The organism is Streptomyces sp. NPDC048142 (genome assembly GCF_043202835.1).
Lineage (GTDB): Bacteria > Actinomycetota > Actinomycetes > Streptomycetales > Streptomycetaceae > Streptomyces.
Genome location: NZ_JBIDBC010000006.1, coordinates 130,167 through 156,587, shown reverse-complemented (window position 1 = coordinate 156,587; position 26,421 = coordinate 130,167). Strand labels below are relative to the sequence as shown.

Here is a 26,421-nt window from a genome sequence, read left to right as displayed (position 1 = left end):
TCGGAACCGGGCCGTCCGGCCGGGTTTCCGCCGGACCGTCCGACCGCCCGAGGGGGCACCATGCCCGACCGTCCCGCACCGCCCGTCACGTCGCCCGTCGCGTCGCCGTCCCTCGCGTCGCCTTCCTCTCTGGCGTCGTCCGTCCCGCAGTGGCGGCGCAGCAGCCGCTCGACCGGGATGAACAACTGCGTGGAGACCGCACGGCTCGGCGGCGCGCTCCTCGCCGTACGCGATTCGAAGGACGTGGACCGGCCGCCGCTGCGCTTCTCGGCGACGGCCTGGAGCACGTTCGTGACCGGTCTCGACCCGCACGGAGCCGAACCGCACCGGGTCAGCTGATCAGCTGACCGGGACGTCCGACTGCCGGGGAGCGGTGGCGACGATCGTGGCCACCGCGGTCGTGATCTCCTCCTCGGTCAGGTCGGCCCGTGCCGTCAGCCGCAGCCGGGAGATGCCGTCCGGGACCGACGGCGGGCGGAAACAGCCGACCGCCATCCCGGCCGTACGGCAGTCTGCCGCCCAGCGCACCGCCGCGTCCGCCGAGGGCGCCCGGACGGAGACGACGGCCGCGTCGGGCCGGACCGCGGTCAGTCCGGCGGCGACGAGCTTTCCGTACAGCGAGGTGGCGACCTCACGTGCGCGGGCCGCCCGTCCGGGCTCCCGGCGCAGCACCCCGAGGGCGCCGAGCGCGCCGCCGGCCGCCGCCGGGGCGAGTCCGGTGTCGAAGATGAACGTACGGGCCGTGTTGACGAGGTGCTCGATGACCCGCGCCGGTCCGAGCACCGCACCGCCCTGGCTGCCGAGGGACTTGGACAGCGTGAGCGTGGCGACGACGCCGTCGCCGCCCGCCAGCCCGGCCGCGGCGAGCGCGCCGCGACCGCCGTCGCCCAGGACCCCGAGGCCATGGGCGTCGTCGACCAGCAGCGCCGCGTTCGCTGAGCGGCAGACCTCGGCGAGGGCGGGGAGCGGGGCGGCGTCGCCGTCGACGGAGAAGACCGAGTCGGTGACGGCGAGGGCCCGCCCCTCGTGTGCCCCCAGCGCCTTGGCGACCGCGTCCGGGTCGGCGTGGGGAACGACGGCGGTCTCGGCGCGGGAGAGCCGGCAGCCGTCCACGATCGAGGCGTGGTTGCCCGCGTCGGAGACGATGAGGGAGCCGCGCGCGGACAGCGCGGTCAGCGCGGCGAGGTTGGCCGCGTACCCGGAGGAGAGCACGAGGGCCGCCTCGAAACCGCAGAACGCGGCGAGCTCCCGTTCGAGTTCGGCGTGCAGGGCGGTGGAACCGGTGACCAGCCGGGACCCGGTCGCTCCGGCGCCCCACCGCTGTGCGGCGGCGGCCGCGGCGGCGGTGACCTCCGGGTGCCGGGTCAGGCCCAGGTAGTCGTTGCTCGCGAGGTCCAGCAGCTCCGGGTCCGCGCCGCGCGGACGCAGGGTGCGTACGAGTCCGGCGGCGGCCCTGCGGTGGGCCTCGGCGTCGATCCAGTCGAACGGGGCGAAGGACATGGGGCGGTCCCTTGGGTAGGCGGGCCCTCGGCGGGCGGCTCCGCGCGGACGGTCCGGTGCGGACGGTCCCTTTGTAGGCAGCCAACAGACCCTAGCCGGGTGCGCAGCAGGTCAGGGTGTGGCAATACACACACCCTCGCCGGGGTGTCCTGTCTGGTTCCTCCTTGGCTGGAGGCGGTGCCGTAGGCGAGGATCATCTTCCATGGACCTGCTGAACACGCTGGTGGACAAGGGGCTGCGGCGCGAACTGCCGACCCGCGAAGAAGCGCTCGCCGTACTGGCGACCTCCGACGACGAGCTGCTCGACGTGGTGGCCGCCGCCGGGAAGGTGCGCCGTCAGTGGTTCGGGCGGCGCGTCAAGCTCAACTATCTGGTCAACCTGAAGTCGGGGCTCTGCCCCGAGGACTGCTCCTACTGCTCGCAGCGGCTCGGCTCGAAGGCCGGGATCCTCAAGTACACCTGGCTGAAGCCGGACGAGGCGTCCAGGGCCGCCGCCGCCGGGGTGGCGGGCGGCGCCAAGCGGGTCTGTCTGGTGGCCAGCGGGCGGGGCCCGACGGACCGGGACGTCGACCGGGTCTCGAAGACCATCGAGGCGATCAAGGAGGCGAACGAGGGCATCGAGGTCTGCGCCTGCCTCGGTCTGCTCACCGACGGACAGGCCGGCCGGCTGCGTTCGGCGGGCGCCGACGCGTACAACCACAACCTCAACACGTCCGAGGAGACGTACGGGGCGATCACCACCACGCACACCTACGCGGACCGGGTCGAGACCGTGCAGCAGGCCCAGGCCGCCGGGCTCTCGGCGTGCTCCGGGCTGATCGCCGGGATGGGCGAGAGCGACAAGGACCTGGTCGACGTGGTGTTCGCGCTGCGGGACCTGGACCCGGACTCGGTACCGGTGAACTTCCTGATCCCGTTCGAGGGCACGCCGCTGGCCAAGGAGTGGAACCTCACCCCGCAGCGCTGCCTGCGCATTCTCGCGATGGTCCGCTTCGTCTGCCCCGACGTCGAGGTGCGGCTCGCGGGAGGCCGTGAGGTGCATCTGCGCTCGATGCAGCCGCTGGCGCTCCACCTGGTCAACTCCATCTTCCTGGGTGACTACCTGACGAGTGAGGGCCAGGCGGGCCAGACCGACCTGGACATGATCGCGGACGCCGGTTTCGAGGTGGAGGGCGCGGGCACGACGACGCTCCCGCGCCACCGGGCCGACGCCCTGGCCGGCGGCTGCGGTACGCGGGACGCCGCGGCGGGGGGCGGCTGCGGATCGCACGAGGCCGGTGGGGCGGCGGGCGACGGCGCGCCGGAGGCTTCCGGAGCCGGTGGCTGCGGATCGCACGGTGGCGGCGGGGGCTGCGGGCCGTGCGGTGGCCACGCGGAGCAGGAACCGGCGGCCGTGGCGGACGCCGGGGAGCACGTGACCGCTTCGCGCCGGGACGCGAACGGAGCGGCGCGTACGGATCTGGTGGCCGTCCGCCGTCGCGGCGCGGGAACGGACCTCGCGCCCAATGCCTGAGCCGTACCCCGCCGGGGCTGCCGGGCACCCCGGGCCCACCACGCGCTTCGGACCCGCCGCACATGTCGGATCCGCCGCGCCGAAGCCGTACACGCCGGACGAACTGCGGGCGCTGGACCGTGCGCACGTGTGGCATCCGTACGGTCCGATGCCGGGCCGCCAGGAGCCGCTGGTCGTGGAGTCGGCCTCCGGCGTTCGGCTCCGGCTCGCCGAACCCGTCGAGGGCCGGAGCGAGTTGGTGGACGGCATGTCCTCCTGGTGGTCGGCGGTGCACGGCTACAACCACCCGGTCCTCAACGAGGCCGCACGCGGCCAGCTGGACCGGATGAGCCATGTGATGTTCGGCGGGCTCACCCATGAGCCCGCCGTCCGGCTGGCGACCCGGCTGGTGGAGATCACCCCCGCACCGCTCCAGCACGTCTTCCTCGCCGACTCGGGGTCCGTCTCCGTGGAGGTCGCGGTCAAGATGTGCCTCCAGTTCTGGCGTTCGGCCGGGCGTCCGGCCAAGCGGCGGCTGCTGACCTGGCGCGGGGGCTACCACGGGGACACCTGGCAGCCGATGTCGGTGTGCGACCCGCAGGGCGGGATGCACGAGCTGTGGTCGGGCTCCCTGCCCCGGCAGGTCTTCGCGGACGCCCCGCCGGACGGCTTCGACGCGGAGCCGGACGCCGCCTATGTGACGCACCTGCGGGAGCTGATCGCCACGCACGCCGACGAGCTCGCGGCGGTCATCGTGGAGCCGGTGGTACAGGGGGCGGGCGGGATGCGGTTCCACTCCCCCGCCTATCTGCGCGTGCTGCGCGAGGCGTGCGACGAGCACGACGTCCTGCTGGTCCTCGACGAGATCGCGACCGGTTTCGGACGTACGGGCAAGCTGTTCGCCGCCGGGCACGCCGGGATCTCGCCGGACGTCATGTGCCTCGGCAAGGCGCTGACCGGCGGCTATCTCACGATGGCGGCGACGTTGTGCACCACGCGGGTGGCCGAGGGCATCTCCAGCGGCGAGGTGCCGGTGCTGGCGCACGGGCCGACGTTCATGGGTAATCCGCTGGCCGCCTCGGTGGCCTCGGCCTCCGTGGACCTGCTGCTCGGGCAGGACTGGGAGGGCGAGGTGGCGCGGATCGGCGCGGGCCTGCGCTCCGGACTCGCTCCCGCCTCCGACATCCCCGCGGTGGTGGACGTACGCGTCCTGGGCGCGATCGGGGTCGTCCAGCTCGACCACGAGGTGGACATGGCGGCGGCCACCCGCGCGGCCGTGCGCGAGGGCGTGTGGCTGCGGCCGTTCCGCGACCTCGTCTACACGATGCCGCCGTACGTCACGGGCGACGAGGACGTGGCACGGATCTGCCGGGCCGTGTGCGCCGCGGCACGGGAGGGCTGAGCCGATATGTCGATGATTCTGGTGGTGTCCGGCACGGGCACGGAGATCGGCAAGACGGTGGTGACCGCCGCGGTGGCGGCCGCCGCGCGGGGCCGCCGGGTCGCGGTGCTCAAGCCCGCGCAGACCGGGCTCGGCCCCGGGGAGCCTGGCGACGCGGCCGAGGTCGCGCGCCTGGCGGGAAGCCATGTGACCGCCGTCGAGCTGGCCCGTTTCCCCGAGCCGCTGGCCCCGGCCACGGCCGCCCGGCGAGCGGGGCTCGTGCCCGTACGGCCGTTCGAGGTGGCCGAAGCGGCGGAGAAGCTGGCCACCGAGCACGACCTCGTGCTGGTGGAGGGCGCGGGCGGGCTGCTCGTACGGTTCGACGACGAGGGCGGCACCCTCGCGGACGCGGCCCGCCTGCTGTCCGCGCCGGTGCTGGTGGTGGCCCCGGCGGGCCTGGGCACGCTGAACGCCACGACGCTGACCGCCGAGGCGCTGCGGAACCGGGGGCTGAGCTGCCGGGGCGTCGTGATCGGCAGCATGCCCGCGGAGCCGGACCTCGCGGCCCGCTGCAACATCGAGGACCTGTCGGTGGCGGCCGGCGCACCGCTGCTGGGCGCGGTACCGGCCGGCGCGGGTTCCCTGTCGGGCGCCGACTTCGCGGCACGCGCACCGGGCTGGCTGGCTCCGGAGCTCGGGGGGACCCGGCCCACGCGCTGACGGGGCGGGCGTCGGAGGGTCCCTGGGGATTCCCGCCGGGGCGGTCCGGGGGAGAATCGTGGAGGAGCGTCACGTCCACTTCTCCAGCGTCACGTCCACTCCTCGACGGAGGTCCGTCATGCAGCCGCGCAGCAGGAAGCTCCCCCGGGACGCCGTGCACCACCCGGTCTTCGCCCGCTTCTACGCACGGGTGAGCGTGACCGCCGACCTGAAGGGCGGCATCGCCGCGTACCGCGAGGAGCTGCTGGCGGGGCTCTCCGGCCGGATCATCGAGATCGGTGCGGGGAACGGTCTGAACTTCGCCCACTACCCCCGTGCCGTCTCGGAGGTCGTGGCGCTGGAGCCGGAACGCTCGCTGCGGCAGCTCGCCGGCCGCGCCGCCCTGCGCGCCGAGGTGCCGGTGGACGTGGTGCCCGGGGCGGCGGAGGCACTGCCGGTCAAGAGCGAGGCCTTCGACGGGGCGGTGGCGTCCCTGGTCCTGTGCACCGTACGGGATCTGCCCCGCTCGCTCGCCGAGATCAGGCGGGTCCTGCGCCCGGGTGGCGAACTGCGGTTCTTCGAGCACGGGCTGGCACAGGGCGGGGTGCTGGCCATGGCGCAGCGGGCGGCCGACCGGACCCTGTGGCCGCTGCTCTTCGGCGGCTGTCACACCGCCCGGGACCCGCTGGCCGCGATCGAGGCGGCGGGCTTCGAACTGGGCACGTACCGCAGGCTGCGGATCCCGGAGAGAGGCATCCGGATGCCGTCCTCCCCCTGTGTCCTCGGCGTGGCCCGCAAGCCGTTCACGCAGGACTGAGCCGGTGGCGCAGGTCCGGGCAGGGCACTCCGTGCCTCACACACTCCACCGCCGCAGCTCGTCGGCGATGGCCCGCACGTCCGCCTTGCCCTGCTTCACCAGCAGCGCCAGGTCGCGGACCTGCTCGGGCGAGGTGATGACCTTGAGGCCGGAGGCGACGAGATAGCCGTACGCGACGGCCGAGGCGAACATCGCGTTGGAGCGTTCGAGTGCGGGCACATGCAGCAGCAACTGCAACAGGGCGGCCGCCCGCGCGTGCGGATCGCTGTAGACGGCGCTGCCGAAGATCTCCGCGTCGTGCCGTGCGACGGCGGCTACGAGCGCACCCCAGTCGACGACCTGCGGGTCCCCGGGCGTCTTGTGCTCGGCGACCATCAGCAGCCAGGAGAGGTCGATCCGAAGGTTCAACGGGTGCCTTCGCGCTCCGGGCCGAACTCCTCGGCGAACACCGACTCGTACTGCTTCATGAAGTCGGCCGCGGCCTCGACGAAGGTGTGTCCCACCTCGCCCGCGTCCTGCTGGACGAGTTCCTCTATGTAGCGGTTCACGCTCATCCCCCTCTGCAGCGCGCGCTGCCGCGCGGCCTCGGCGGTGGCCTCGTCCACTCGAACGTTCAGCTGAGTCTTGGGCACGCGACCACGCTAGCGCGGCCGTGCTAGCACCGGCAAGGGGAGCTTGTGGTGCTCCGTACACCCATCCGCCCCGGGTGGAGAGCGGGGTGCGGGGCGTGACGTGCGGGGCATGGGGTGCGGGGCATGGGGTGCGCCCGGACTGTGGAACGCCATCGACGCCCCGGCGCGGCGGATGGTGGGATGGCCGCCATGAACGATCTTTCGATACGGTCCGCGACCGCGGCCGACCTGGACGAGGTCCTCGCCTTCTGGAAGGTGGCCGCCGAGGGCGCCAGCATCAGCGACGACGGGGACGGGGTCGCTCGCCTGGTGGAACGGGACCCCGGCGCCTTGGTCCTCGCGGAGCGGGAGGGATCGCTGGTGGGCACCGTCATCGTGGGTTTTGACGGCTGGCGCTGCCATCTCTACCGGCTCGCGGTCCACCCGGACCAGCGGCGCCGGGGCGTGGGCAGCGCCCTCCTCGCGGCGGCGGAGGAACGATTCGTCGCGCTGGGCGGGCGGCGCGCCGACGCCATGGTGCTCGACCGCAACACGTCGGCCCAGCACGCCTGGCGCGCGGCGGGCTACGCGCCCGAGCCGCAGTGGAGCCGCTGGGTGAAACACCTGACGGACTGACGCGTACGGCGGAGCGGTGACCCGATTCCGCCGACACCGCGCGGTCCCCCCGTCCCTGCCCGATCATGGGACGGAGGTGAACCGATGATCGAAGTGCTTCTGCTGCTCGTCGCCCTGCTGCTCTGTGTCGCCTGCGGCGCGTTCGTCGCTGCGGAGTTCTCCCTGACCACGGTGGAGCGCGGCGAGCTGGAACGAGCCGTCGAACGGGGCGACCGGGGCGCCGCGAGCGCGCTCAAGGCCGTTCGAAGTCTCACTTTCCAGCTCTCGGGCGCCCAGCTCGGCATCACCGTCACCAACCTGGTGATCGGCATGCTCTCCGAACCGTCCATCGCCCAGCTGATCCGCAGCCCCGTCGAGGCGGCGGGACTGCCTCCCGCCGCCGCGTCCACCCTGGCGCTCGCCATCGGTACAGCGCTGTCCACGGTGGTCCTGATGGTGGTCGGCGAACTGGTCCCGAAGAACTGGGCGATCTCCTCCCCGCTGGCCGTGGCCAAGGCGGTGGCCACGCCGCAACGAGGGTTCACCGCGTTGTTCCGGCCCTTCATCAGCCACCTCAACAACACGGCCAACCGGATCGTGCGCCGCTTCGGTCTGGAACCGACCGAGGAGCTGGCCTCCGCCCGCAGCCCGCAGGAGCTGGTGGCACTGGCCCAGCACTCCGCGAAGGCGGGGGCGCTGGAGGCGGACACGGCCGAGCTGTTCGTCCGCACCCTGAACCTCTCGGAGCTGACCGCGGAGAACGTGATGACACCGCGGGTCCAGGTGACCGCGCTGGACCTGCACGCGACGGCCGAGGACGTCGCCAACGCCACGCGGGCGACCGGGCTGTCCCGCTTCCCCGTCTACCGGGGCAGCCTGGACACCGTCGTCGGCGTGGCCCACATCAAGGACGTACTGGCGATCCCCGCCGACCAGCGGCCCCGCACCCGCGTCTCGGAACTGCTGCGCGAGCCTCTTCTCGTACCGGAGACGCTCACCGTGGACAGGCTGCTGGACCGGATGTCCGGAATGCTCGCCATGGCCGTGGTGATCGACGAGTACGGGGGGACGGCCGGGGTCGCGACGCTGGAGGACATCGTGGAGGAAGTCGTCGGCGAGGTCCGGGACGAGCACGATCCGCACGAGACGCCCGACCTCGCCGCCGCCGGCGAGGACGCCGACGGACGGACCCTGTGGTCGGCCGACGGGGCGGCACGCACCGACCAGCTCCGCAGGATCGGTCTACGGGTGCCGGACGGCCCCTACGAGACCCTCGCGGGGCTGATCGCCGCCGAGATCGGACGGATCCCGACCGTGGACGACAGCGTCGAGCTGGGAGGATGGCGGATCGACGTGGTGGACGCCTCGGGCCGCCGTGCCGCGCGGGCCCTGCTGCACGCCCCGCTGCACACCTCGCCGCCCGCCCCGCTGCCCGGATCCGAGGACGACCGGACGGAGGACGACCGGTGATCGTTCTCCAGCTCTTCATCGGCCTGCTGATGATCGCGGTGAACGCCTTCTTCGTGGGAGCCGAGTTCGCCCTGATCTCCGTGCGCCGCAGCCAGATCGAGCCGGAGGCCGAAGCCGGGAGCAAGCGGGCCCGCAGCGTCATCTGGGGCCTGGAACACGTCTCCGCGCTACTGGCCGCAGCACAGCTCGGCATCACCCTCAGCACCCTGGTGCTGGGCATCGTCGCCGAACCGGCCATCGCACATCTGCTGGAGCCGATGTTCGACGCGGTGGGCGTGCCGCACGGGCTGGTCCACCCGCTGTCGTTCGTCATCGCGCTGGGCGCGGCCACCTATCTGCACATGCTCCTGGGCGAGATGGTCCCGAAGAACATCGCGCTGGCCGAGCCGGTGCGCAGCGCCCTGCTGCTGGGTCCGCCGCTGGTCGCGATGGCCCGTGCCCTGCGGCCGGTGATCTTCACGATCAACGCGTTCGCCAACACCCTGCTCAAGCTGTTGCGGGTGGAGACGAAGGACGAGGTCTCCGCGACGTTCTCGGACGACGAACTGGCCCGGCTGGTGCAGGACGCCGGCGCCGCCGGACTGGTCGACGACCGCTCCGCGCAACGGCTCCACCACGCTCTGGAGCTGGGCCGCCGGCCGGTACGGGATGTGGTGCTGCCGGTCGACCGGGTGCTGTACGCCAGGGTCGGCACCACTCCGGAGGAGCTGGAGCGGCTCTCGTCCGAGTCCGGGTTCTCCCGCTTCCCGGTGATGGACAGCGAGCAGCGCATCCTCGGCTACCTCCATGTGAAGGACGCCCTGGACGCGACGCCCCGCGACGTTCCCTTCCCGGTGACGGCGATGCGGCCGATCGCCCGCGTCCGGGCGGCGACCCCGCTGGACGACGTGCTCACCGCTCTGCGGCGCAGCCGGACCCACCTGGCGGCCGTCCTCGACGAGGACGGCCGACTGGCCGGCATGGTCACGATGGAGGACGTGCTCCGCGAACTCGTCGGGCGGGCACAGTCCCGCTGACCCGCTGCCCGGCTGACCGGCTCGCTCCGCGGGCCGGGCAGCGGGCCCTCGCGGTAGGATCACCGGGCCATGGAATTGAATGCCTCCTACACCAGTCTCGTCGCGGTCGGCGACTCGTTCACCGAAGGCATGTCGGACCTGCTCCCCGACGGCACGTACCGGGGCTGGGCCGACGTCCTCGCCTCCCGGCTGGCGTCCCGGTCCCCCGGGTTCCGGTACGCCAATCTCGCCGTACGCGGGAAGCTCATCGGCCAGATCGTCGACGAGCAGGTGGGGGCGGCGGCCGCGCTCCGGGCCGATGTGGTCACGCTCGTCGGCGGGCTCAACGACACACTGCGCCCGAAGTGCGACATGGGCCTGGTCAGGGGACGGCTGGAAGAAGCCGTGGAACGCCTGGCCCCATCCTGCGGGCGCCTCGTCCTGATGCGCAGCCCCGGGCGCGACGGACCGGTGATGGAGCGGTTCCGCCCCCGCATGGAGGAGCTGTTCACCCTGATCGACGACCTGGCCGACCGGCACGGCGCCTCGGTCGTCGATCTGTACGGGGCCCCGTCGCTCGCGGATCCCCGGATGTGGGACGTCGACCGGCTGCACCTCACCGCTGACGGACACCGGCGCGTCGCCGAAGCCGTGTGGCAGACGCTGGGGCTTCCGGCCGAGCTCGCATGGCGGACGCCGGTCCCCGCGACCGCGCCGCCACGCTGGGCGTCCCGGCGGTACGAGGACATCCGCTTCGCCCGCCGGCACCTGGCCCCCTGGATCGGGCGACGGCTCACCGGCCGCTCCTCCGGCGACGGACGCTCGGGCGCACAGGTCGACCCGGCGACGGGCAGGGCCTTCTGGATCACGCCCGCGGACGCCGAGACACCGGGCCCGGTGACGGGATGGCGCCGCGCCACCTCCCCCGACGCCACGACGAGCACCTCCGAAGCCGGCTGATCCGACCGGGCCGGCGGACGACCTGACCCGATGCCGCCGGGTCCGGGTCCCTCTTCCGCTCCTTCGCTCCTCCGCCCCCTCTCCCTTCGTAGCAAGCCACAAATCAGGGCGCGTCTCCGGCCTGCACAAACCGCCAGTAGAATCCCTTTACGTGACTGCTGTGTCTGCGAAGCCTCGCATCCCCAATGTCCTGGCCGGCCGCTACGCCTCCGCGGAGCTGGCCGTCCTCTGGTCCCCCGAGCAGAAGGTGAAGCTGGAGCGCCAGCTGTGGCTGGCGGTGCTGCGCGCTCAGAAGGACCTCGGGATCGAGGTGCCCGACGCCGCGCCGGCCGACTACGAGCGTGTGCTGGACCAGGTCGACCTGGCCTCGATCGCCGAGCGCGAGAAGATCACCCGGCATGACGTGAAGGCCCGGATCGAGGAGTTCAACGCTCTCGCCGGTCATGAGCAGGTCCACAAGGGCATGACCTCCCGGGACCTGACGGAGAACGTCGAGCAGCTTCAGATCCGCCTTTCGCTGGAGCTGATGCGCGACCGCACCGTGGCCGTACTGGCCCGGCTCGGCAAGCTCGCGGCCGAGTACCGCGAGCTCGTCATGGCCGGACGCTCGCACAATGTCGCCGCGCAGGCGACAACGCTGGGCAAGCGCTTCGCGACCGCGGCCGACGAGCTGCTGGTCGCCTACGGCCGCCTGGAGGACCTGCTCTCCCGCTATCCGCTGCGGGGGATCAAGGGCCCGGTCGGTACGGCGCAGGACATGCTGGACCTGCTCGGCGGCGACGCGGCCAAGCTCGCCGATCTGGAACAGCGCATCGCCGGGCATCTCGGCTTCGCCGAGGCGTTCACCTCGGTCGGTCAGGTCTACCCCCGATCGCTCGACTACGACGTGGTCACCGCTCTGGTCCAGCTCGCCGCGGCGCCCTCCTCGGTGGCGAAGACCATCCGGCTGATGGCCGGCCACGAATTGGTGACCGAGGGCTTCAAGCCCGGCCAGGTCGGCTCGTCGGCGATGCCGCACAAGATGAACACGCGCTCCTGCGAGCGGGTGAACGGTCTGATGGTGATCCTGCGCGGCTACGCCTCGATGACGGGCGAGCTGGCGGGCGACCAGTGGAACGAGGGCGACGTGTCCTGTTCCGTGGTCCGCCGGGTGGCGCTCCCGGACGCGTTCTTCGCGTTCGACGGCCTCCTGGAGACCTTCCTGACGGTGCTGGACGAGTTCGGCGCGTTCCCCGCGGTCGTGGCGCGCGAGCTGGACCGCTACCTTCCGTTCCTGGCTACCACGAAGGTTCTGATGGGCGCCGTACGGGCCGGGGTGGGCCGCGAGGTGGCCCACGAGGCGATCAAGGAGAACGCGGTAGCCTCCGCCCTCGCGATGCGGGAGCAGGGCGCCGAGCGCAACGAGCTGCTCGACAAGCTCGCCGCGGACGAGCGGATCCCGCTGGACCGCGCGCAGTTGGGCGAGCTGATGGCCGACAAGCTCTCGTTCACGGGTGCCGCAGGCGACCAGGTCTCGGCGCTGGTCGCCCGGATCGAGGAGATCACCAAGCAGCACCCCGAGGCCGCGAACTACGCCCCCGGCTCGATCCTCTGACCGGCACCGCCCTCACCGCATGACGCCCGAAGAGCTGAGCGCCGCCCGTGACCGCATCGTCCCCGATGTGGCCGCGGGCGGTCTGCGTGTGCTCTTCTGCGGCATCAACCCGAGCCTGATGACCGCGGCGACGGGCCATCATTTCGCCCACCCCGGCAACCGGTTCTGGCCGGTCCTGCACCGCTCGGGTTTCACGCCCCGGCAACTTCACCCGTCGGAGCAGGCCGAGTTGCTCGGCCTCGGACTCGGCATCACCAACGTGGTGGCGCGGGCCACCGCACGGGCCGACGAGCTCGACGCCGAGGAGTTCCGGGAGGGTGGGGCTGCTCTGACGGCGAAGGTCGAGCTGCTCGCGCCGCAGTGGCTCGCTGTGGTCGGTATCACCGCCTACCGCACGGCCTTCAAAGAGCCCCGGGCCCGCATCGGCCCCCAGGACCGCACGGTCGGTGGCGCCCGTGTATGGGCTCTCCCCAACCCCAGCGGCCTCAATGCCCACTGGACGGTCCAGAGCATGGCCGAGGAGTACGCCCGCCTCCGGGACGCCGTGCTCACCCGGCCCCCGGCCGACCGGCCTGCCGCCGAACCCGCCCCGGCCGGCTGAACTGCCCCTCCCCCGGTCTCACGCGTCCCGGTTGCGGACCGCCCACCAGCCCGCCAGGAGCGCTGCTGCCGCCCACACGGCTGCCACCGCCAGGCCGGTCCACGGCCCCAGACCGTCTTCCGGGTTCTGGTGCAGCACTGCCTGCCCCGCGCGGTCGGGCAGATACCGCACCACTGCGGTGGCGACGTCCACGAACACGAAGGGGACGATCAGAAGTAGTGGTATGAGCAGGCTGAGCACCGCGACCGAACTGCGCAGGAGCGCAGTGAGACCCGCCGCGAGCAGCGCCATCAGCGCGAGATAGATCCCCCCTCCGAAGGCGGCACGCAGCGCACCGGGGTGCCCCAGACCGATCGCGTGCTCCCCCAGGAAGAGCTGACCTACCAGGAACGCCGCGAAGCTGGTCACCAGCCCGACGACGAGCACCGACCCGCCGATCGCCGTCATCTTCGCCGCATAGAAGAGCGAGCGGCGGGGAACCGCGGCAAGCGATATGCGCAGGGCTCCGTTGAGGAACTCCGAGGAGACCGCGGTCGCGCCGAACGCGATGGCCGCGATCTGCCCGAAGTTCAGCGCGAAGAAGGCGTTGAGCAGCGCATCGGACCCGGGACGCTCCGCCTGCTCCTGACCGGCGGTACCGAGGACGAGCACGGTGATGGTGAGCGTGGTGGCGAGGACGGCCAACAGGGAGCCGTAGATCGAGCGTATCGACCTGATCTTGATCCACTCGGAGTGGATTACTGCCGTCAGGGTCATGGTCACGCCTCCTGGCGGTCGCGGGTGGTCGATGCGGCGAAGGGAGTGTCGTCCGCGGTGAGGTCGAGGTAGGCCTCCTCCAACGTGGCGCGTTCATCGCCCAGTTCGAGCAGGGGAATGCCTTCGTCGGCGGCGATCGCGCCGATCTCCGCCGCCGTCAGGCCGTCGACCGCCCAGCGTCCGTCCTCGGCCTGTACCGCGGTCAGGCCCTTGGCGGTCAGTGCCGAGTGGAGCCTGCCTGGTTCGGTCGTTCGCAGGCGTGCGCGGGGGCGGCTGCGGGAGTCGAGGAACTCCTTCATCGACATATCGGCTAGCAGGCGGCCCCGGCCGAGCACCACCAAGTGGTCGGCGAAGGAGGCGGTCTCGTTCATGAGGTGGCTGGAGACCAGCACCGTCCGGCCCTCGCGGGCGAGCCTCTTCATGAGTTCGCGGATCCAGATGATGCCTTCGGGGTCCAGCCCGTTCGACGGCTCGTCGAGCATGACCACCTGTGGGTCGCCGAGCAGGGCGGCCGCGATACCGAGACGCTGGCGCATCCCGAGAGAGAAGGACTTGATCCGCCGTGTGCTCATGTCGCCGAGCCCGGTCTCCGCCAGCACTGCCTTCACCCGGGACAGGGGTATCCCGTTGCTCGCGGCGAGTGCCGACAAGTGGCTGCGCGGTGTGCGTGAGCCGTGGGCGGCGTGTGCGTCGAGCAGGGCGCCGACCGTACGCAGCGGTTCGGTGAGTTCTGCGTAGGGCCGCCCGCCGATCGTGGCCGAGCCGCCGGTCGGCCGGTCCAGGCCGAGTACGAGACGCATGGCCGTGGACTTGCCGGCGCCGTTGGGGCCGAGGAATCCCGTGACCCTGCCCGGTCGGACACGGAAGCTGAGGCGGTCCACCGCACGGGTGGTTCCGTACTCCTTGGTGAGCTCGTGGACGTCGATGCTGGTCATGTCCCCAAGCCTGGCCGGTGCGCCGGGCGCCTCGCCTCCCCCGTCAGCGGGGTTCGTCTCCCTCTCCTGGGGGAGCCGGTCCGCCCGGCCCGCTGGGACGATGGGGACATGCACCGCATCCTCACCCCGCTGACCAGCGCGGTCACTTACAGCCGCTGGTTGCACATGTTCATTCCGGCTGCCGCCGTCAGCGTGTGGTTCTTCATCTCCGACACGTTGTGGATGCCCCTGCTCTTCGCGGTGCCGGTGGGCCTCATTCCCGCGATGCGTCTCGAGGAGGGCCTGCAGGCGCAGTTGCTGCTGACCCCGTCCGAGCGTGGGCAGCCCGACGCCTCCATCGCCGTGGCGTCCTCGGCTAGCTGGGCGGAGCGGTGGCGGACCGTGCTGTGGCTGGAGGTGCGGCTCCTGATCTCGGCCGCGGCGATCATGGCCCTCTGGCTGCCCGTCGCCTCGATCGAGCTCGTCCTGTCGGCGACGGGCAGGCCTCCGGGCGGGCTGGTCGAAGGTATGAGCCCGCACTGGTGGAACGCGCTGCTCGCACCGCTGCCGATCGTTCCGCTGCTCGTTCTGGTGGTACTCGGGGGCCGCCTCAGCACCGCAGCCGCCCGGTGGCTGCTGGGTCCCTCACCGACGGACCGGCTGAGTGTGCTGGAGGAGCTGACCGAGCAGTTGTTGGAGCGCAATCGCATGGCTCGGGAGCTGCACGACTCCATCGGCCATGCGCTGACGGTGGCGGTGGTGCAGGCCGGTGCGGCTCGGGCGACGAAGGATCCGGCGTTCACGGAGCGGGCGCTGGCCGCCATCGAGGAGACAGGGCGCGATGCGCTGGAGGACCTGGAGCGGGTACTGCGGGTGCTGCGGGAATCCGGCACACCCGTGAGCCGACGGCCGACGCTGCAAGAGGCGGAGCGGCTGCTGGACTCCGCGAGGAGTTCCGGGGCGAAGGTGGATGCGCGAATGTCCGGGGATCTCGGCCTGGTCCCGGCACCGGTTTCGCGGGAGGGGTATCGGATTCTTCAGGAGAGCCTGACCAACGTGCTCCGTCACGCGGGGCCGGTTCCCGTCCGGGTGAGCATCACGGTGGCCGACGGGCAGCTGGAGCTGGAGGTGGTCAACCCGCTGTCCGGGGCGGCCGGTCTGCCGGGGAGCGGCGGTGGACTGCGCGGTATGCGGGAGCGGGCGGCACTGCTGGGCGGGAAGGCGCGGATGGAGTCGCGGGAGGGTGAGTGGCACGTGCGCGTCAGCCTTCCCCTGGACGGCATACGCTGGTCGGATGCCCTTCACCGTTCTTCTGGTCGATGACGAGCCCTTGGTGCGCGCCGGTCTGCGTGCCGTGCTGGAGGCCCAGCCCGATATCGAGGTGGTGGGTGAGGCGGCGGACGGCGCCGCGGTCATCCCCCTGGTGAACCGGTTGCGGCCCAATGTGGTGGCGATGGATGTGCGTATGCCACTGATGGACGGCATCGAGGCGACCCGGCTGGTGCTGCGTACGGTGCCTGATCCTCCGAAGATCCTGGTGGTGACGACGTTCGAGAACGACGAGTACGTGTACGAGGCGTTGAGGGCGGGGGCTGACGGCTTTCTGCTCAAGCGAGCCAGGCCCGCGGAGATCGTGCACGCTGTGCGTCTGGTGGCCGAGGGGGAATCGCTGCTGTTCCCGGCGGCGGTCCGGCAGCTCGCCGCCGAGTACGGGACGGACAAGGCACGGGCCGCCCTCGACCGGGCGGCGCTCACCGACCGGGAGGCGGCTGTGCTCCGGTTGATGGCCCGAGGTCTGTCGAACGCGGAGATCGCGGCCGACCTCGTCGTCGGGATCCAGACGGTGAAGTCCCATGTCAGTTCGGTCCTGGCGAAGTTGGGAGCGCGGGACCGTACGCAGGCGGTCATCGCCGCCTACGAGTCCGGATTCGTCGCTCCGGGGTGACCCAGGTTGCGGCTCGATACCGGCTTCCCTCCCTGGTCGCAGGGGTCCCGGCCAGCGAGTACGATCCGGCAGACATGCGCACGAGCTGGGAGGACATACCGTGGGCCGGCTGACCGGTGGGGACCCGTCGCTGTTGCGGCGGATCAATTCCGCGGTAGTGCTGCACGCTCTGAGAGGGGCCGGCGCGCCGACGCTGACGGACCTGACACGGATCACCGGGCTGTCCCGGCCGACGGTCGAAGGGGTCGTCGAGGGGCTGTTCGAGGCAGGCCTCGTGGTCGAGGCCGTGCCCGACGAGAGTGAGGCACGGCGCCAGGGGCGCCCTGCCCGGAGGTTCCGTTTCCGGGCCGAGGCGGGGCACCTCCTCGGGGTGGAGATCGCGCCGCACCGGGTGTCGGCGCTCATCTCGGGGCTCGACGGCCGGATCGTCGGGGCGGGCTCCCGCACGGTGTCGGAGACCGCCGGCGCGGACGACCGGCTCGACCAGGTCCGGGCCGTCATCGCGGACGTGCTGCGGCGCACCGGGGTGGCCCGGAGCAGTCTGCGCGCCGTTGGTGTGGGCAGTCCCGGGATCGTGGAGGCCGACGGCACCGTACGGCTGGGAACGGCGTTGCCGGACTGGACCGGCCTCGCGCTCGGGGAGCGGCTCCGCCGTTCGTTCCGCTGCCCCGTGCTCATCGAGAACGACGCCAACGCCGCCGCGGTGGCCGAGCACTGGAAGGGCGCGGCCACCGAGTCCGATGACGTGGTCTTCGTGCTGGCGGGGCTGAGCCCCGGAGCGGGGTCCTTGATCGGCGGACGTCTGCACCGGGGGTTCGGCGGGGCCGCCGGGGAGATCGGCGCTCTGCATCTGCTGGGCAGGGACGTGACGCCGGAGCATCTGCTGTCGATGACGGACACGCCGCTGGACCCGCTGGACGAGCATGCGGTGGCCGCGGTGTTCGCCCAGGCCCGGGAGGGCGATGCGAGGGCCCAGGCGGCGGTCGATCGGTTCCTGCAGCGGTTGGTGCACGATGTGGCGGCACTGGTGCTGGCGCTCGACCCGGAGCTGGTCGTGGTCGGTGGCTGGGCCGCCGGACTGGACGGGGTGCTGGAACCCCTCCGCGAGGAGTTGGCCCGCTACTGCCTGCGCCCGCCCCGGGTGACCCTGTCGCTGCTCGGAGAGGCCGCCGTCGCGACGGGGGCGCTGCGGCTCGCCCTGGACCACGTCGAGGAGCAGCTGTTCGCCATCGACGGGGCCGTGACCGCCCGCCGCTGACGCGGAGAGAGCCGGGAAGAGGTCCGGGGGCCGGGGGCTGTTCCGGGGCGGACCACAGGCGCTGCCGCCGCCCCGGAACCGGGTCGATCGTGCGCGAGGACATACGCCCACCGTTTCCCGGGGACCGGAGTCCTCGGGAACGGCGGGCGTGGGTCGAGCGGGCCGGGGGGCGTCAGGAGGCCTGACGCTCCGGCTGTCCGTCGTGGCTGATCTCCAGCGCGCCGGAGTCCCCGAAGGTGAGCCGGCAGGTGTCCGCGCGGTAGGTGGCGACGGACACCGCCGCCGTGCCCTCCGCCGTGAAGTAGCGGGTGGTGACGACAAGGACGGGGGCGCCGGGGAGACGGTCCAGTTCCTTGGCGTCGTCCGCCCGCGCGGAGCCGAGCTCCACGGAGCGGTCCTGGCCCTGCAGGCCGAGGCGGTGCAGCTCGCGCAGCACGCTCCGGGCGCGGACGGCGCCGGACGGGGCCTCGATGGCGGAGAGGTCGGGCACCGAGGGGGCGGGGATGTAGAGGAGTTCCGCCGCTACCGGCTGTCCCTGGGTGTCGCGGATACGGCGCACCACGTGCACCGGTTCGGCGGGGTCCGTTCCGAGCATGACAGCCACCGCCGCCGGGGCCTTGGCCATGGTGCTGTCGACCGGCTGCCAGGCCTCGCCGCTGACGCCGCCCGTCCATTCGTGCTGGGCGGTGGAGACGGCGATGCCTACGCGCGGCGGGGCGACGGTCGTCCCGACCCCACGGCGGCGCTGCAGTCTGCCTTCGAGTTCGAGCTGCTCAAGAGCCTGCCGGAGCGTGGCTCGCGCGACACCGAACCGCGCCGCGAGGTCCCGCTCGTTGGGCAGGATCTCCCCCACCGCGAAGTCCGAGTCGAGTGCTTCACTGAGCACGGTCTTGAGGTGCCAGTACTTCGGCTCCTGAACCGGTTCCAGCTGCGTGGTCCCCACCCTGTCCTCCGCAATCGCCCGGCGCCTTTTCCGCGACGTTATTTATTAAAGGTTCCTGTCTTAAGGGGAGACCCTAGGACGGCATACCCCCTTGGTCAAGACCAATCCTCATTCCATAGCGGAGCGAAACGGCACCCTGGCTCAGAGCGTTCACGCGACGTTCGTGGCGCCGTGCGGCGCGCGCAGCACGAAGCCCCGTCCATCGCGGCGGATGACGGGGCTTTGACCAGGCCCGCAGCGAACCCGCGGGACCACGGGGGCCGAGGCGGCCGATGGTGCTTTTGGCTATACGACGGGCAGTCCGGAGAGCTTGTCCGGATTACGAATGATATAGGCACATTGAATAACACCTTGGCTGACTTCGATCTGAAAGACGGTGTCGGGCTTCCCACCGACGAGGTAAACGGCGGCGGGTCCGCCGTTGAGCTCCACGATGCGGATCTCCCGGTCCGGGCCGAGATCCCGGGCCACCGCGAAGAGGAAGCGGCCGACCTTGTCGGCGGTCTCGATGATCCGCCGCGGCGCCTTCGCCTTGCCGCCGCTGTCGCTGACGAGCCGGACGTCCGGGGCCAGCAGCGCGAGCAACTGCTCGATGCCGCCCCCGGATGCGGCGGCCAGGAAGCGCTCGGTGAGGTCGCGCCGCTCGGCCGGGTCCACGTCGTAGCGCGGCTTGCGCTCCTCCACGTGCCGCCTGGCACGGCCGGCGAGCTGCCGGACGGCCGCCTCGGTGCGGTCCAGGGCGGTGGCGATCTCGGCGTACGGGAATCCGAAGGCCTCCCGGAGCACGAACACCGCGCGCTCCAGCGGCGAGAGCGATTCGAGCACGACCAGCACGGCGAGCGAGACGGAATCGGCGAGGACGGCCCGTTCCGCGGTGTCGGGCAGGGCCGGGCCGAAGTCCGTGACCACCGGTTCCGGCAGCCAGGGGCCCGTGTACGTCTCCCGGCGCGATCTCAGGTGCCGCAGCCGGTCGACGGCCAGCCGGGTGGTGATGCGCACCAGGAAGGCTCGTGGCTCCCGGATGTCCTCGCGCGCCGCCGCCGACCATCTCAGCCACGCTTCCTGGACCACGTCCTCGGCGTCGGCGACGCGGCCGAGCATGCGATAGGCGACACCGGTGAGAACGGGCCGGTGTTCCTCGAAGAGCTCGGTCGCGGCGTCGGCGGTCATCGGACCATCCCAGCCCACCGGCCACCCGCTGTCCAGCGGGGATCCCCGGGGCCCTTGAACTCCGGGCTACCCGACGGTAATTGTTGTTGACGAGATGTCTACCCACTCCAGGGAGCAGCAGCATGACCACCACGGTCTCCTTCACCGTCGCAACGGCCGACGGCCCCCTTCCGGTCTCGGTCGCGTACGAGCGGACCGGCTCGGGCGAACCGTTGCTGCTGCTGCACGGCATCGGGCACCATCTGAGGGCCTGGGACCCGGTGACCCGGATCCTGGCCGCCGAGCGTGAGGTGATCGCCGTGGACCTGCCCGGCTTCGGCACCTCGCCCGCACTGCCGGACGGGGTTCCGTACGATCTCGCGACCGTCGGCCCGGTGCTCGGAGCCTTCTGCGCCGAACTCGGCCTGGACCGCCCCCATGTGGCCGGGAACTCGCTGGGCGGCCTGCTCGCACTGGAACTGGGCCGCACCGAGCTGGTGCGGTCGGTGACCGCGCTGTCCCCGGCGGGCTTCTGGACCGAGGCGGAACGGCGCTACGCCTTCGGCACCCTGCGGACGATGCGCCGGAGCGCGCTGTCCCTGCCGGTGCCGCTGATCGAGCGCCTGTCGCGCAGCGCGGCCGGCCGGGCGGCTCTCACCAGCACCATCTACGCCCGGCCCGGGAGGCGTTCACCGGAGGCCGTCGTCGCCGAGACGCTCGCCCTGCGCGGAGCGACCGGCTTTCACCGGACGCTGGAGGTCGGCCGGGGCACCTCCTTCGACGAGGACGTGAAGGGCATCCCCGTCACCGTCGCCTGGGGCACCCGCGACCGGATCCTGCTGCGCCGGCAGGGGGTCCGCGCCAAGCGGCTGATCCCCGACGCCCGGCTCGTGCGGCTGCCCGGCTGCGGGCACGTCCCGATGAACGACGACCCGGCCCTCGTGGCCCGCGTCATCCTGGACACCAGCCGCTGAGCCGGCCCGCCGGCGCCCGGCCGCAGAGCCGCGCTCCGGCGGTCCCGCGCCGCCCGATGACGCCGGAGCCGTACGCCACACCGGCGCCGGCCAGGAGGCTTCCCGCGCCCTGGGCGGGACCGTACGTCCCGGCTCCGACCAGCGGTGCGGTCAGGACGGCGGGGACCGGGATCAGGCCGGAGAAGAGCGTGGCGCGTTCGGCTCCGATCCGCTGGATCCCGCTGTACCAGCAGACGTAGCCGGTCACGGTGACGACGACGGCCTGCCACAGCAGGGCCCTCGCCTCGCCACCGGTCGGGACCCGCAGGAACGAACCGCCGTCCATCAGCAGTCCGAGCAGCGCCGACTCGACGGCCGCGACGCCGCAGACCGTCACGGAGAGCAGCTTGGGGCCGGACGCCCTGGTGACCGCGCTCGGCGAGCACTTCCCGGCACGGCGGTCAGCGGCATCGCGGTGGGCCTGCACAACATCGCCCGGCTGCCCGCGCGGTACTGCCCCGGGGACGTCCCCTGGGCCGGGCGGCCGGGGCGGGCATCGCGCTGCGGTCGCTGCGCGACTGCGGAACGGCCGGCTCCGAGGACGGCACCGTGCCCCTCGTGGGCTACGCCCATCTCGCCCCCGTTGATATCGCCGAGCCGACGGACGCCTGGCGTTGCGGCCGGGCCGGTCCCGGCTGACAGGCGCCGTTCATCCGGGGTTGGGGCTCCGGCCGCCGCGGGGCGCTAGGCATGGGCCAAGACCGGCGCCGGTCCACGATCTCCTCGCGAACGGCGCACCGCCCGCACCCCCCGGAGGCGCTTCGATGCCCTACCGACCGCACCGTCCGCGTGTTCCCTCGCCCGGCCGCCGTGCCGTCCTGCGCGGCTCGCTGGTCGCCCCCGCGGTGGTCGCCCTCTCGCCCGCCACCACGTCGGCGGCGCCCGCGCTGCACCTGGCGGGGCGGCCCGAAGCGTCCTGGGGTGTGCAGGTGGGCAGCGTCACCGCCTCGTCGGCGCTCCTGTGGGTGCGCTCGGACCGGCCGGCCCGGATGCTGGTGGAGACCTCGGCGACCGATGCGTTCCGGCGGGTCCGCAGGTGGTACGGGCCGTTGCTCGGTCCCGGAACGGACTTCACCGGCACCACACCGCTCTACAGCCTGCCCGCGGGCGAGCAGGTGCACTATCGGGTGACGCTCGCCGATCCGGGCGATCCGCGCCGTACCGGCAGGCCGGTGTACGGGACGTTCCGCACCGCTCCGGCCCGGCGCCGGTCCGGGGTGCGGTTCCTGTGGTCGGGCGACATCGCGGGGCAGGGCTGGGGCATCAATCCGGACATCGGCGGCTACCGGGTGTACGAGGAGATGCGCCGCCTGGACCCGGACTTCTTCCTGTGCAGCGGCGACAACATCTACGCGGACGGACCGCTGGAGCCGAGCGTGACACTGCCGGACGGCCGGATCTGGCGCAATGTCATGACCGAGGAGAAGGCGAAGGTCGCCGAGACGCTGGACGAGTACCGGGGCAACTTCCGCTACAACCTGCTCGACCGGAACGTCCGGCGCTTCAACGCACAGGTGCCCTCCGTCGTGCAGTGGGACGACCACGAGGTGCGCAACAACTGGTATCCCGGCCAGATCCTCGACGACGCGCGTTACACCGAGAAGAACGTGGACATCCTCGCGGCCCGCTCCGCGCTCGCCTTCCACGAGTACGTGCCGCTCGCGCCCTCGTACGGTCCCGGGCGCCGTTCGCGGATGTACCGGGTCGTCCACCACGGGCCGCTGCTGGACGTGTTCGTGCTCGACATGCGTTCGTACCGCAACGCCAACTCCCCGGGCCGGCAGGCCGACGACACGACGGGAATCCTGGGCGCGGAGCAGCTGCGGTGGCTCAAACGCTCGCTCGCCGCCTCCCGGGCGGAGTGGAAGGTGATCGCCGCCGACATGCCGCTCGGTCTCGTGGTCCCGGACGGTGCGACGGACTTCGAGGCGGTGGCGCAGGGCGATCCCGGGGCGCCGCTCGGGCGGGAGCTCCAGATCGCCGAACTGCTCCGGTTCGTCAAGCACCGCAGGGTCACCGGCACCGTGTGGCTGACGGCCGACGTGCACTACACCTCGGCCCAGCACTACGCGCCGGAGCGGGCGGCGTTCAAGGACTTCGCCCCGTTCTGGGAGTTCGTCTCGGGCCCGCTGGCGGCGGGCGGCTTCCCGGCCAACGCGCTGGACGGCACCTTCGGCCCCGACCGGGTCTTCGTACGGGCCCCCGACCGGGCCAATGTCTCGCCGATGGAGTCGCCTCAGTTCTTCGGAGAGGTGGAGATCGACGGCGACAGTGCGGAGCTGACGGTGCGGTTGCGGGCCGAGGGTGGATCGGTGCTGTTCACGAAGGTGCTCCGGCCAGGCCGCGTCGGGCAGTGAGCGGCGGTCACCGGACGGCCGAAGCTGCCACGAGGCCCGTTGTCAGTGGTCGGTCCTACGCTTTTTTCATGACCCGATCCGTTCAGGCCTTGACCTACGCACACCGTCATCCCTGGAGTCCTCGCAGGTTCGCCTGGAAGGATCAAGAAGCGGCCAATCTCAAAATTAGACCGAAAAACGACGATAGGCGACCAGATCCACACTTAACCCATCAGTCACAAGGCGTTCGTGATCAGGCAACACCACTCGTTCACAGTGAGGATATGACTGATGTGAACTCCGCGAAGAGCACCCGACGTCCGCACCACTGGCGACGGGACCTGATCGAACTGGCCGCTCTGTTCACCGCCGTGGCCGTGGCCGACGCCATCGCCAACCTGATCGGACACCAGCCGGACGGGCCCTACCTGCTCGTGGCGTCGGCCGTGGCGCTGGTGGCCACCGCGGCGTTCCACACCTGGTGGGCGCGACGGCACAGTCACGCTCCCCCGTCCAGTGAAGCGGTCGAGGCGGCGGGCGAGGCAGAGAGCAGCGGTACGGGCGCGATCGCCGGGGCCGAGGAGACCGTGCTGTGGCGGATGCGGACGACGGTGCGCGACGCCCCGGGCAGTCTGGCCGCGCTGTGCCTGGCCCTCTCCGGGCTGCGGGTGGACATCCTCACGCTGGGGACCCACCCGCTCGCCCGGGGGACCGTCGACGAGTTCCTGCTGCGGGCCCCGGCCTCGCTCCAGGCGCAGGATCTGTCCCGGGGGATCGCGGCCGCCGGCGGCTCCTCCACCTGGATCGAGCGGGCGGATGCCCACGATCTGGTCGACATCCCGACCCGAGTGCTGTCGCTGGCCACCCGGACGGCGCTCGACGCGGCCGAGCTGCCGCTCGCCCTGCGTCAGTTGCTCGGCCGGTGCACCATCCACTCACTGCCCGCCGTCTCCGTCACCGGCCGCGCGACCGGGGAGAGCGCCCCGGTCGAGGGTGTACTGGAGGAGACGGTGATGCGGCTGCGGGACCCGTCCGGCGGGGTGATCTCCGTCGAGCGGCCCTATCTGCCGTTCACGCCGACGGAGTTCGCGCGGGCCCGTGCCCTGGTCGAGCTCGACGCCCGGCTCGGCCCGCGGGTGCCGCGCAGCGAGGACGTCCTCACGCTGCCCGAGGGCAACGAGATCACCGTGCGTCGCGCGGACCGCGGCGACCTCCCCGCCGCCCGCGCCATGCACGACCGCTGCTCGCAGCGCACCCTGGGCCTGCGCTACCACGGTCCCGTCCAGGACGCGGACCGCTACCTCGACCACTTGCTGAGCCCCCGCTTCGGCCGCACCCTGGCGGTGCAGACGGCCTCCGGAAGGCTGGTGGCGCTCGGCCACCTCCTCTGGGACGGCGACGAGACCGAGGTCGCCCTCCTCGTCGAGGACGACTGGCAGCGCAGGGGCATCGGCTCCGAGCTGCTCCGCCGCCTGGTGGCCCTCGCCGTGGAAGCGGGCTGCGACAGCGTGTACGCGGTGACGCAGTCCCGCAACACCGGCATGGTGGCGGCGATGCGTGCGCTGGAGCTGCCCCTCGACTACCAGATCGAGGAGGGCACGCTCGTCATCACCGCGCGGCTGACGACTGAAGTGGCCGCTCGGTCTTCCGCTCCGGCGGAACAGGCCCGTCGCTGAGCGCCTGGGACAGGTCCGCCCACAGGTCCTCGACGTCCTCCAGGCCGACCGACATGCGCAGCAGCCGGTCGCCGACGCCGGACGCCCACCGGTCTCCCTCCTCCACGATGCGGTGGCTGATGGAGGCCGGGTGCTGGATCAGCGAGTCCACACTGCCGAGGCTGACGGCGGGCGTGATGAGCCGCACCCCGGAGATCACCCGGTGCGGGTCCCCGTACACCTCGAAGGAGATCATCGCGCCGCCGATCCGCGGGTAGTGCACCTGGGCGATCCGCGGGTCGGCGGTGAGCCTGCGGACGAGTTCGGCGGCGCTCGTCGAGGCCGCCCGTACGCGTACCGGAAGCGTGGACAGGCCGCGCAGCAGCAGGTAGCCGGCCAGCGGGTGCAGCACTCCGCCGGTGGCGAACCGCACCTGGCGCAGGGTCGCGGCGAACTCCTCGTCGCAGGCGACGACGCCGCCCATGACGTCCCCGTGGCCGCCGAGGTACTTGGTGGCGCTGTGCAGGACGATCCGCGCGCCGTGTTCTACGGGGCGCTGCAGGACGGGCGTGGCGAAGGTGTTGTCGACCAGCAGCGGTACGGATCCGCAGGCGTGGGCGACGGCCCGGATGTCGATCTCGGCCAGCGTCGGGTTGGCCGGCGTCTCGACCATCACGAGCCCGGTGTCCGGGCGGATGGCGTCGGCGATGCCCGCCGGGTCGGTCCAGGTCACCTCGGTGCCCAGCAGCCCGGCGCCGAGCAGATGATCGCTGCACCCGTAGAGCGGGCGGACGGCGACGACATGGCGCAGCCCCTGGCTCGCGCGGGCGAGGAGCACCGCGGTGAGCGCGGCCATCCCGCTGGCAAAGGCGACCGCGCTCTCGGCGCCCTCCAGCCGGGCGAGCGCCGTCTCGAAGCGGCCCGTGGTCGGGTTGTCCAGCCGGGCGTAGACAGGCGGCCCGTCGGGCCGGGCCCCGGTGGTGGCGAAGGCGTCGATACGCATCGCCTCGCCGCGCGAGTCGTACGAGGGGTAGGTGGTGGACAGGTCGATCGGCGGGGCGTGCAGGCCGAGGGAGGCGAGGTCGTCGCGTCCGGCGTGCACGGCTTCGGTGGCGAGAGCCCTGGACGGGATGGGAGCAGGGGGCGTCGTCGAGACTTCGTTGTCCATGCCGTCACTCTGAACAGTTACCGGTTCGTAGCGGCACAACCCCGTGTTACGTTCGCCTTATGGCTGATTCCGTCGCTCTTGATCCGGTGGACCTGCAGATTCTGCGGCTGCTGCAGAACGACGCACGGACCACGTACCGCGAGCTCGCGGCCGAGGTCGGTGTGGCCGCTTCCACGTGTCTGGACCGGGTGGCCCGACTGCGCCGTTCCGGGGTGATCCTCGGGGATCAGCTGCGTCTCGATCCGGCGAAGCTCGGCCGGGGTCTCCAGGCGCTGCTCCTGGTGCAGGTCCGGCCGCACCGCCGGGAGCTCATCGGGCCGTTCGTCGACCGCGTCAGATCCCTGCCGGAGTCGCGGGCGCTGTTCCACCTCACCGGTCCCGACGACTATCTCGTGCAGGTGGCGGTGGCCGACGCGGCGGATCTGCAGCGGCTGGTGCTGGACGAGTTCACCTCGCGCCGGGAGGTGGCCCGGGTCGACACCCGGCTGATCTTCCAGCAGTGGGACTGCGGGCCGCTGCTGCCTCCCCCGCCTCCCGCCGGGAGCTGAC

General features: G+C 72.1%; 26 protein-coding genes and 1 pseudogene. 18 read left to right on the top strand and 9 right to left on the bottom strand.

Annotated features, from left to right (window positions below; genetic code table 11):
• Window positions 1–60: 60 nt before the first annotated feature.
• On the top strand, window positions 61–339 hold the full coding sequence (locus ACGF2Y_RS10810) for a DUF397 domain-containing protein (protein ID WP_392945035.1): 279 nt from the start codon (window positions 61–63) through the stop codon (window positions 337–339).
• Here ACGF2Y_RS10810 and ACGF2Y_RS10805 read toward each other — a convergent pair whose 3' ends face one another.
• Complete coding sequence (locus tag ACGF2Y_RS10805) at window positions 340–1,500, bottom strand: 8-amino-7-oxononanoate synthase (protein WP_392945032.1); 1,161 nt, start codon at window positions 1,498–1,500, stop codon at window positions 340–342. It abuts the gene before it with no gap.
• 202 nt (window positions 1,501–1,702) lie between these two features.
• On the opposite strand from ACGF2Y_RS10805, the gene bioB reads away from it, so the two are divergent.
• From bioB to ACGF2Y_RS10785, 4 genes are all read left to right on the top strand, one after another.
• The gene (bioB, locus tag ACGF2Y_RS10800; protein WP_392945029.1) at window positions 1,703–3,013 is read left to right on the top strand and encodes a biotin synthase BioB; all 1,311 of its coding nucleotides are present in this window, start codon (window positions 1,703–1,705) and stop codon (window positions 3,011–3,013) included.
• Window positions 3,006–4,394, top strand: a complete 1,389-nt coding sequence (locus ACGF2Y_RS10795) for an adenosylmethionine--8-amino-7-oxononanoate transaminase (RefSeq protein WP_392945026.1) — start codon at window positions 3,006–3,008, stop codon at window positions 4,392–4,394. Before bioB ends, ACGF2Y_RS10795 begins: the two co-directional genes overlap by 8 nt.
• Before the next feature lie 6 nt (window positions 4,395–4,400).
• On the top strand, window positions 4,401–5,093 hold the full coding sequence (gene bioD / locus ACGF2Y_RS10790) for a dethiobiotin synthase (RefSeq protein WP_392945023.1): 693 nt from the start codon (window positions 4,401–4,403) through the stop codon (window positions 5,091–5,093).
• 118 nt (window positions 5,094–5,211) lie between these two features.
• Entirely contained in the window at window positions 5,212–5,889 is a 678-nt protein-coding gene (locus ACGF2Y_RS10785; protein ID WP_392945021.1) for a methyltransferase domain-containing protein, read from the top strand.
• A gap of 36 nt (window positions 5,890–5,925) precedes the next feature.
• Here ACGF2Y_RS10785 and ACGF2Y_RS10780 read toward each other — a convergent pair whose 3' ends face one another.
• Together ACGF2Y_RS10780 and ACGF2Y_RS10775 are read right to left on the bottom strand one after the other, a co-directional pair.
• Complete coding sequence (locus ACGF2Y_RS10780; protein ID WP_392945018.1) at window positions 5,926–6,297, bottom strand: fic family toxin-antitoxin system, toxin component; 372 nt, start codon at window positions 6,295–6,297, stop codon at window positions 5,926–5,928.
• Window positions 6,294–6,521, bottom strand: a complete 228-nt coding sequence (locus ACGF2Y_RS10775; protein WP_010062312.1) for a hypothetical protein — start codon at window positions 6,519–6,521, stop codon at window positions 6,294–6,296. Before ACGF2Y_RS10775 ends, ACGF2Y_RS10780 begins: the two co-directional genes overlap by 4 nt.
• Before the next feature lie 180 nt (window positions 6,522–6,701).
• On the opposite strand from ACGF2Y_RS10775, the gene ACGF2Y_RS10770 reads away from it, so the two are divergent.
• The 6 genes from ACGF2Y_RS10770 (at window position 6,702) to mug (ending at window position 12,735) form a co-directional block, all read left to right on the top strand.
• Window positions 6,702–7,136 (top strand): GNAT family N-acetyltransferase, encoded by a 435-nt coding sequence (locus ACGF2Y_RS10770; RefSeq protein ID WP_392945015.1) that lies wholly within the window; start codon window positions 6,702–6,704, stop codon window positions 7,134–7,136.
• Window positions 7,137–7,220: 84 nt separating this feature from the next.
• Window positions 7,221–8,585 carry a hemolysin family protein gene (locus tag ACGF2Y_RS10765; RefSeq protein ID WP_392945012.1) on the top strand — a complete coding sequence of 455 codons (1,365 nt, stop codon included), beginning with the start codon at window positions 7,221–7,223 and terminating at the stop codon, window positions 8,583–8,585.
• Window positions 8,582–9,601, top strand: a complete 1,020-nt coding sequence (locus tag ACGF2Y_RS10760; protein ID WP_392945010.1) for a hemolysin family protein — start codon at window positions 8,582–8,584, stop codon at window positions 9,599–9,601. The genes ACGF2Y_RS10765 and ACGF2Y_RS10760 overlap by 4 nt, the downstream gene beginning before the upstream one ends.
• Before the next feature lie 69 nt (window positions 9,602–9,670).
• On the top strand, window positions 9,671–10,540 hold the full coding sequence (locus tag ACGF2Y_RS10755) for an SGNH/GDSL hydrolase family protein (protein WP_392945007.1): 870 nt from the start codon (window positions 9,671–9,673) through the stop codon (window positions 10,538–10,540).
• A 151-nt stretch (window positions 10,541–10,691) separates the two neighbouring features.
• Window positions 10,692–12,134, top strand: a complete 1,443-nt coding sequence (gene purB, locus ACGF2Y_RS10750; protein ID WP_392945004.1) for an adenylosuccinate lyase — start codon at window positions 10,692–10,694, stop codon at window positions 12,132–12,134.
• Between the two features lie 19 nt (window positions 12,135–12,153).
• Window positions 12,154–12,735 (top strand): G/U mismatch-specific DNA glycosylase, encoded by a 582-nt coding sequence (mug, locus tag ACGF2Y_RS10745; protein WP_392945001.1) that lies wholly within the window; start codon window positions 12,154–12,156, stop codon window positions 12,733–12,735.
• 18 nt (window positions 12,736–12,753) lie between these two features.
• Here the strand turns inward: mug and ACGF2Y_RS10740 are convergent, their stop codons facing one another.
• Together ACGF2Y_RS10740 and ACGF2Y_RS10735 are read right to left on the bottom strand one after the other, a co-directional pair.
• Complete coding sequence (locus tag ACGF2Y_RS10740) at window positions 12,754–13,491, bottom strand: ABC transporter permease (RefSeq protein ID WP_392945347.1); 738 nt, start codon at window positions 13,489–13,491, stop codon at window positions 12,754–12,756.
• Between the two features lie 2 nt (window positions 13,492–13,493).
• Window positions 13,494–14,426, bottom strand: coding sequence for an ABC transporter ATP-binding protein (locus ACGF2Y_RS10735; RefSeq protein ID WP_392944998.1), 933 nt, complete (start codon window positions 14,424–14,426; stop codon window positions 13,494–13,496).
• A gap of 108 nt (window positions 14,427–14,534) precedes the next feature.
• Here ACGF2Y_RS10735 and ACGF2Y_RS10730 point away from each other — a divergent pair, with 108 nt between their 5' ends.
• The 3 genes from ACGF2Y_RS10730 (at window position 14,535) to ACGF2Y_RS10720 (ending at window position 17,608) form a co-directional block, all read left to right on the top strand.
• Window positions 14,535–15,728: a sensor histidine kinase gene (locus ACGF2Y_RS10730; protein ID WP_392944995.1), complete on the top strand. Its 1,194-nt coding sequence runs from the start codon at window positions 14,535–14,537 to the stop codon at window positions 15,726–15,728.
• The gene (locus ACGF2Y_RS10725) at window positions 15,700–16,350 is read left to right on the top strand and encodes a response regulator (RefSeq protein ID WP_392944992.1); all 651 of its coding nucleotides are present in this window, start codon (window positions 15,700–15,702) and stop codon (window positions 16,348–16,350) included. The genes ACGF2Y_RS10730 and ACGF2Y_RS10725 overlap by 29 nt, the downstream gene beginning before the upstream one ends.
• Window positions 16,351–16,450: 100 nt before the next feature.
• Window positions 16,451–17,608: an ROK family transcriptional regulator gene (locus tag ACGF2Y_RS10720; protein ID WP_392944989.1), complete on the top strand. Its 1,158-nt coding sequence runs from the start codon at window positions 16,451–16,453 to the stop codon at window positions 17,606–17,608.
• 172 nt (window positions 17,609–17,780) lie between these two features.
• Here the strand turns inward: ACGF2Y_RS10720 and ACGF2Y_RS10715 are convergent, their stop codons facing one another.
• Window positions 17,781–18,551 (bottom strand): GntR family transcriptional regulator, encoded by a 771-nt coding sequence (locus ACGF2Y_RS10715; protein ID WP_392944986.1) that lies wholly within the window; start codon window positions 18,549–18,551, stop codon window positions 17,781–17,783.
• Between the two features lie 285 nt (window positions 18,552–18,836).
• Window positions 18,837–19,721: an RNA polymerase sigma factor SigJ gene (sigJ, locus tag ACGF2Y_RS10710; protein ID WP_392944983.1), complete on the bottom strand. Its 885-nt coding sequence runs from the start codon at window positions 19,719–19,721 to the stop codon at window positions 18,837–18,839.
• Between the two features lie 122 nt (window positions 19,722–19,843).
• Here sigJ and ACGF2Y_RS10705 point away from each other — a divergent pair, with 122 nt between their 5' ends.
• Entirely contained in the window at window positions 19,844–20,674 is an 831-nt protein-coding gene (locus ACGF2Y_RS10705) for an alpha/beta fold hydrolase (protein ID WP_392944981.1), read from the top strand.
• Window positions 20,675–20,678: 4 nt separating this feature from the next.
• Here ACGF2Y_RS10705 and ACGF2Y_RS10700 read toward each other — a convergent pair.
• Window positions 20,679–21,083: pseudogene (locus tag ACGF2Y_RS10700) on the bottom strand (EamA family transporter); the annotation flags it as partial.
• A 394-nt stretch (window positions 21,084–21,477) separates the two neighbouring features.
• Between ACGF2Y_RS10700 and ACGF2Y_RS10695 the strand changes: the two are divergent.
• Window positions 21,478–23,070: an alkaline phosphatase D family protein gene (locus tag ACGF2Y_RS10695; RefSeq protein ID WP_392944979.1), complete on the top strand. Its 1,593-nt coding sequence runs from the start codon at window positions 21,478–21,480 to the stop codon at window positions 23,068–23,070.
• Window positions 23,071–23,342: 272 nt separating this feature from the next.
• Entirely contained in the window at window positions 23,343–24,725 is a 1,383-nt protein-coding gene (locus ACGF2Y_RS10690) for a GNAT family N-acetyltransferase (RefSeq protein ID WP_392945345.1), read from the top strand.
• Here ACGF2Y_RS10690 and ACGF2Y_RS10685 read toward each other — a convergent pair.
• The gene (locus ACGF2Y_RS10685) at window positions 24,658–25,872 is read right to left on the bottom strand and encodes a trans-sulfuration enzyme family protein (RefSeq protein WP_392944977.1); all 1,215 of its coding nucleotides are present in this window, start codon (window positions 25,870–25,872) and stop codon (window positions 24,658–24,660) included. The genes ACGF2Y_RS10690 and ACGF2Y_RS10685 overlap by 68 nt on opposite strands.
• Before the next feature lie 59 nt (window positions 25,873–25,931).
• On the opposite strand from ACGF2Y_RS10685, the gene ACGF2Y_RS10680 reads away from it, so the two are divergent.
• Window positions 25,932–26,420 (top strand): Lrp/AsnC family transcriptional regulator, encoded by a 489-nt coding sequence (locus ACGF2Y_RS10680; RefSeq protein ID WP_392944975.1) that lies wholly within the window; start codon window positions 25,932–25,934, stop codon window positions 26,418–26,420.
• Window position 26,421: the final 1 nt, after the last annotated feature.

Excerpts from the sequence above, each read along its gene's own strand:
- ACGF2Y_RS10685 (WP_392944977.1), bottom strand. The coding sequence starts at position 25,872 with ATGGACAACGAAGTCTCGACGACGCCCCCTGCTCCCATCCCGTCCAGG.
- bioB (WP_392945029.1), top strand. The coding sequence starts at position 1,703 with ATGGACCTGCTGAACACGCTGGTGGACAAGGGGCTGCGGCGCGAACTG.
- ACGF2Y_RS10770 (WP_392945015.1), top strand. The coding sequence starts at position 6,702 with ATGGCCGCCATGAACGATCTTTCGATACGGTCCGCGACCGCGGCCGAC.
- sigJ (WP_392944983.1), bottom strand. The coding sequence starts at position 19,721 with ATGACCGCCGACGCCGCGACCGAGCTCTTCGAGGAACACCGGCCCGTT.
- bioD (WP_392945023.1), top strand. The coding sequence starts at position 4,401 with ATGTCGATGATTCTGGTGGTGTCCGGCACGGGCACGGAGATCGGCAAG.
- ACGF2Y_RS10740 (WP_392945347.1), bottom strand. The coding sequence starts at position 13,491 with ATGACCCTGACGGCAGTAATCCACTCCGAGTGGATCAAGATCAGGTCG.
- ACGF2Y_RS10765 (WP_392945012.1), top strand. The coding sequence starts at position 7,221 with ATGATCGAAGTGCTTCTGCTGCTCGTCGCCCTGCTGCTCTGTGTCGCC.
- ACGF2Y_RS10725 (WP_392944992.1), top strand. The coding sequence starts at position 15,700 with ATGCCCTTCACCGTTCTTCTGGTCGATGACGAGCCCTTGGTGCGCGCC.
- ACGF2Y_RS10805 (WP_392945032.1), bottom strand. The coding sequence starts at position 1,500 with ATGTCCTTCGCCCCGTTCGACTGGATCGACGCCGAGGCCCACCGCAGG.
- ACGF2Y_RS10695 (WP_392944979.1), top strand. The coding sequence starts at position 21,478 with ATGCCCTACCGACCGCACCGTCCGCGTGTTCCCTCGCCCGGCCGCCGT.
- ACGF2Y_RS10680 (WP_392944975.1), top strand. The coding sequence starts at position 25,932 with ATGGCTGATTCCGTCGCTCTTGATCCGGTGGACCTGCAGATTCTGCGG.
- ACGF2Y_RS10755 (WP_392945007.1), top strand. The coding sequence starts at position 9,671 with ATGGAATTGAATGCCTCCTACACCAGTCTCGTCGCGGTCGGCGACTCG.
- ACGF2Y_RS10810 (WP_392945035.1), top strand. The coding sequence starts at position 61 with ATGCCCGACCGTCCCGCACCGCCCGTCACGTCGCCCGTCGCGTCGCCG.
- ACGF2Y_RS10705 (WP_392944981.1), top strand. The coding sequence starts at position 19,844 with ATGACCACCACGGTCTCCTTCACCGTCGCAACGGCCGACGGCCCCCTT.
- ACGF2Y_RS10795 (WP_392945026.1), top strand. The coding sequence starts at position 3,006 with ATGCCTGAGCCGTACCCCGCCGGGGCTGCCGGGCACCCCGGGCCCACC.
- ACGF2Y_RS10785 (WP_392945021.1), top strand. The coding sequence starts at position 5,212 with ATGCAGCCGCGCAGCAGGAAGCTCCCCCGGGACGCCGTGCACCACCCG.
- ACGF2Y_RS10730 (WP_392944995.1), top strand. The coding sequence starts at position 14,535 with ATGCACCGCATCCTCACCCCGCTGACCAGCGCGGTCACTTACAGCCGC.
- mug (WP_392945001.1), top strand. The coding sequence starts at position 12,154 with ATGACGCCCGAAGAGCTGAGCGCCGCCCGTGACCGCATCGTCCCCGAT.
- ACGF2Y_RS10735 (WP_392944998.1), bottom strand. The coding sequence starts at position 14,426 with ATGACCAGCATCGACGTCCACGAGCTCACCAAGGAGTACGGAACCACC.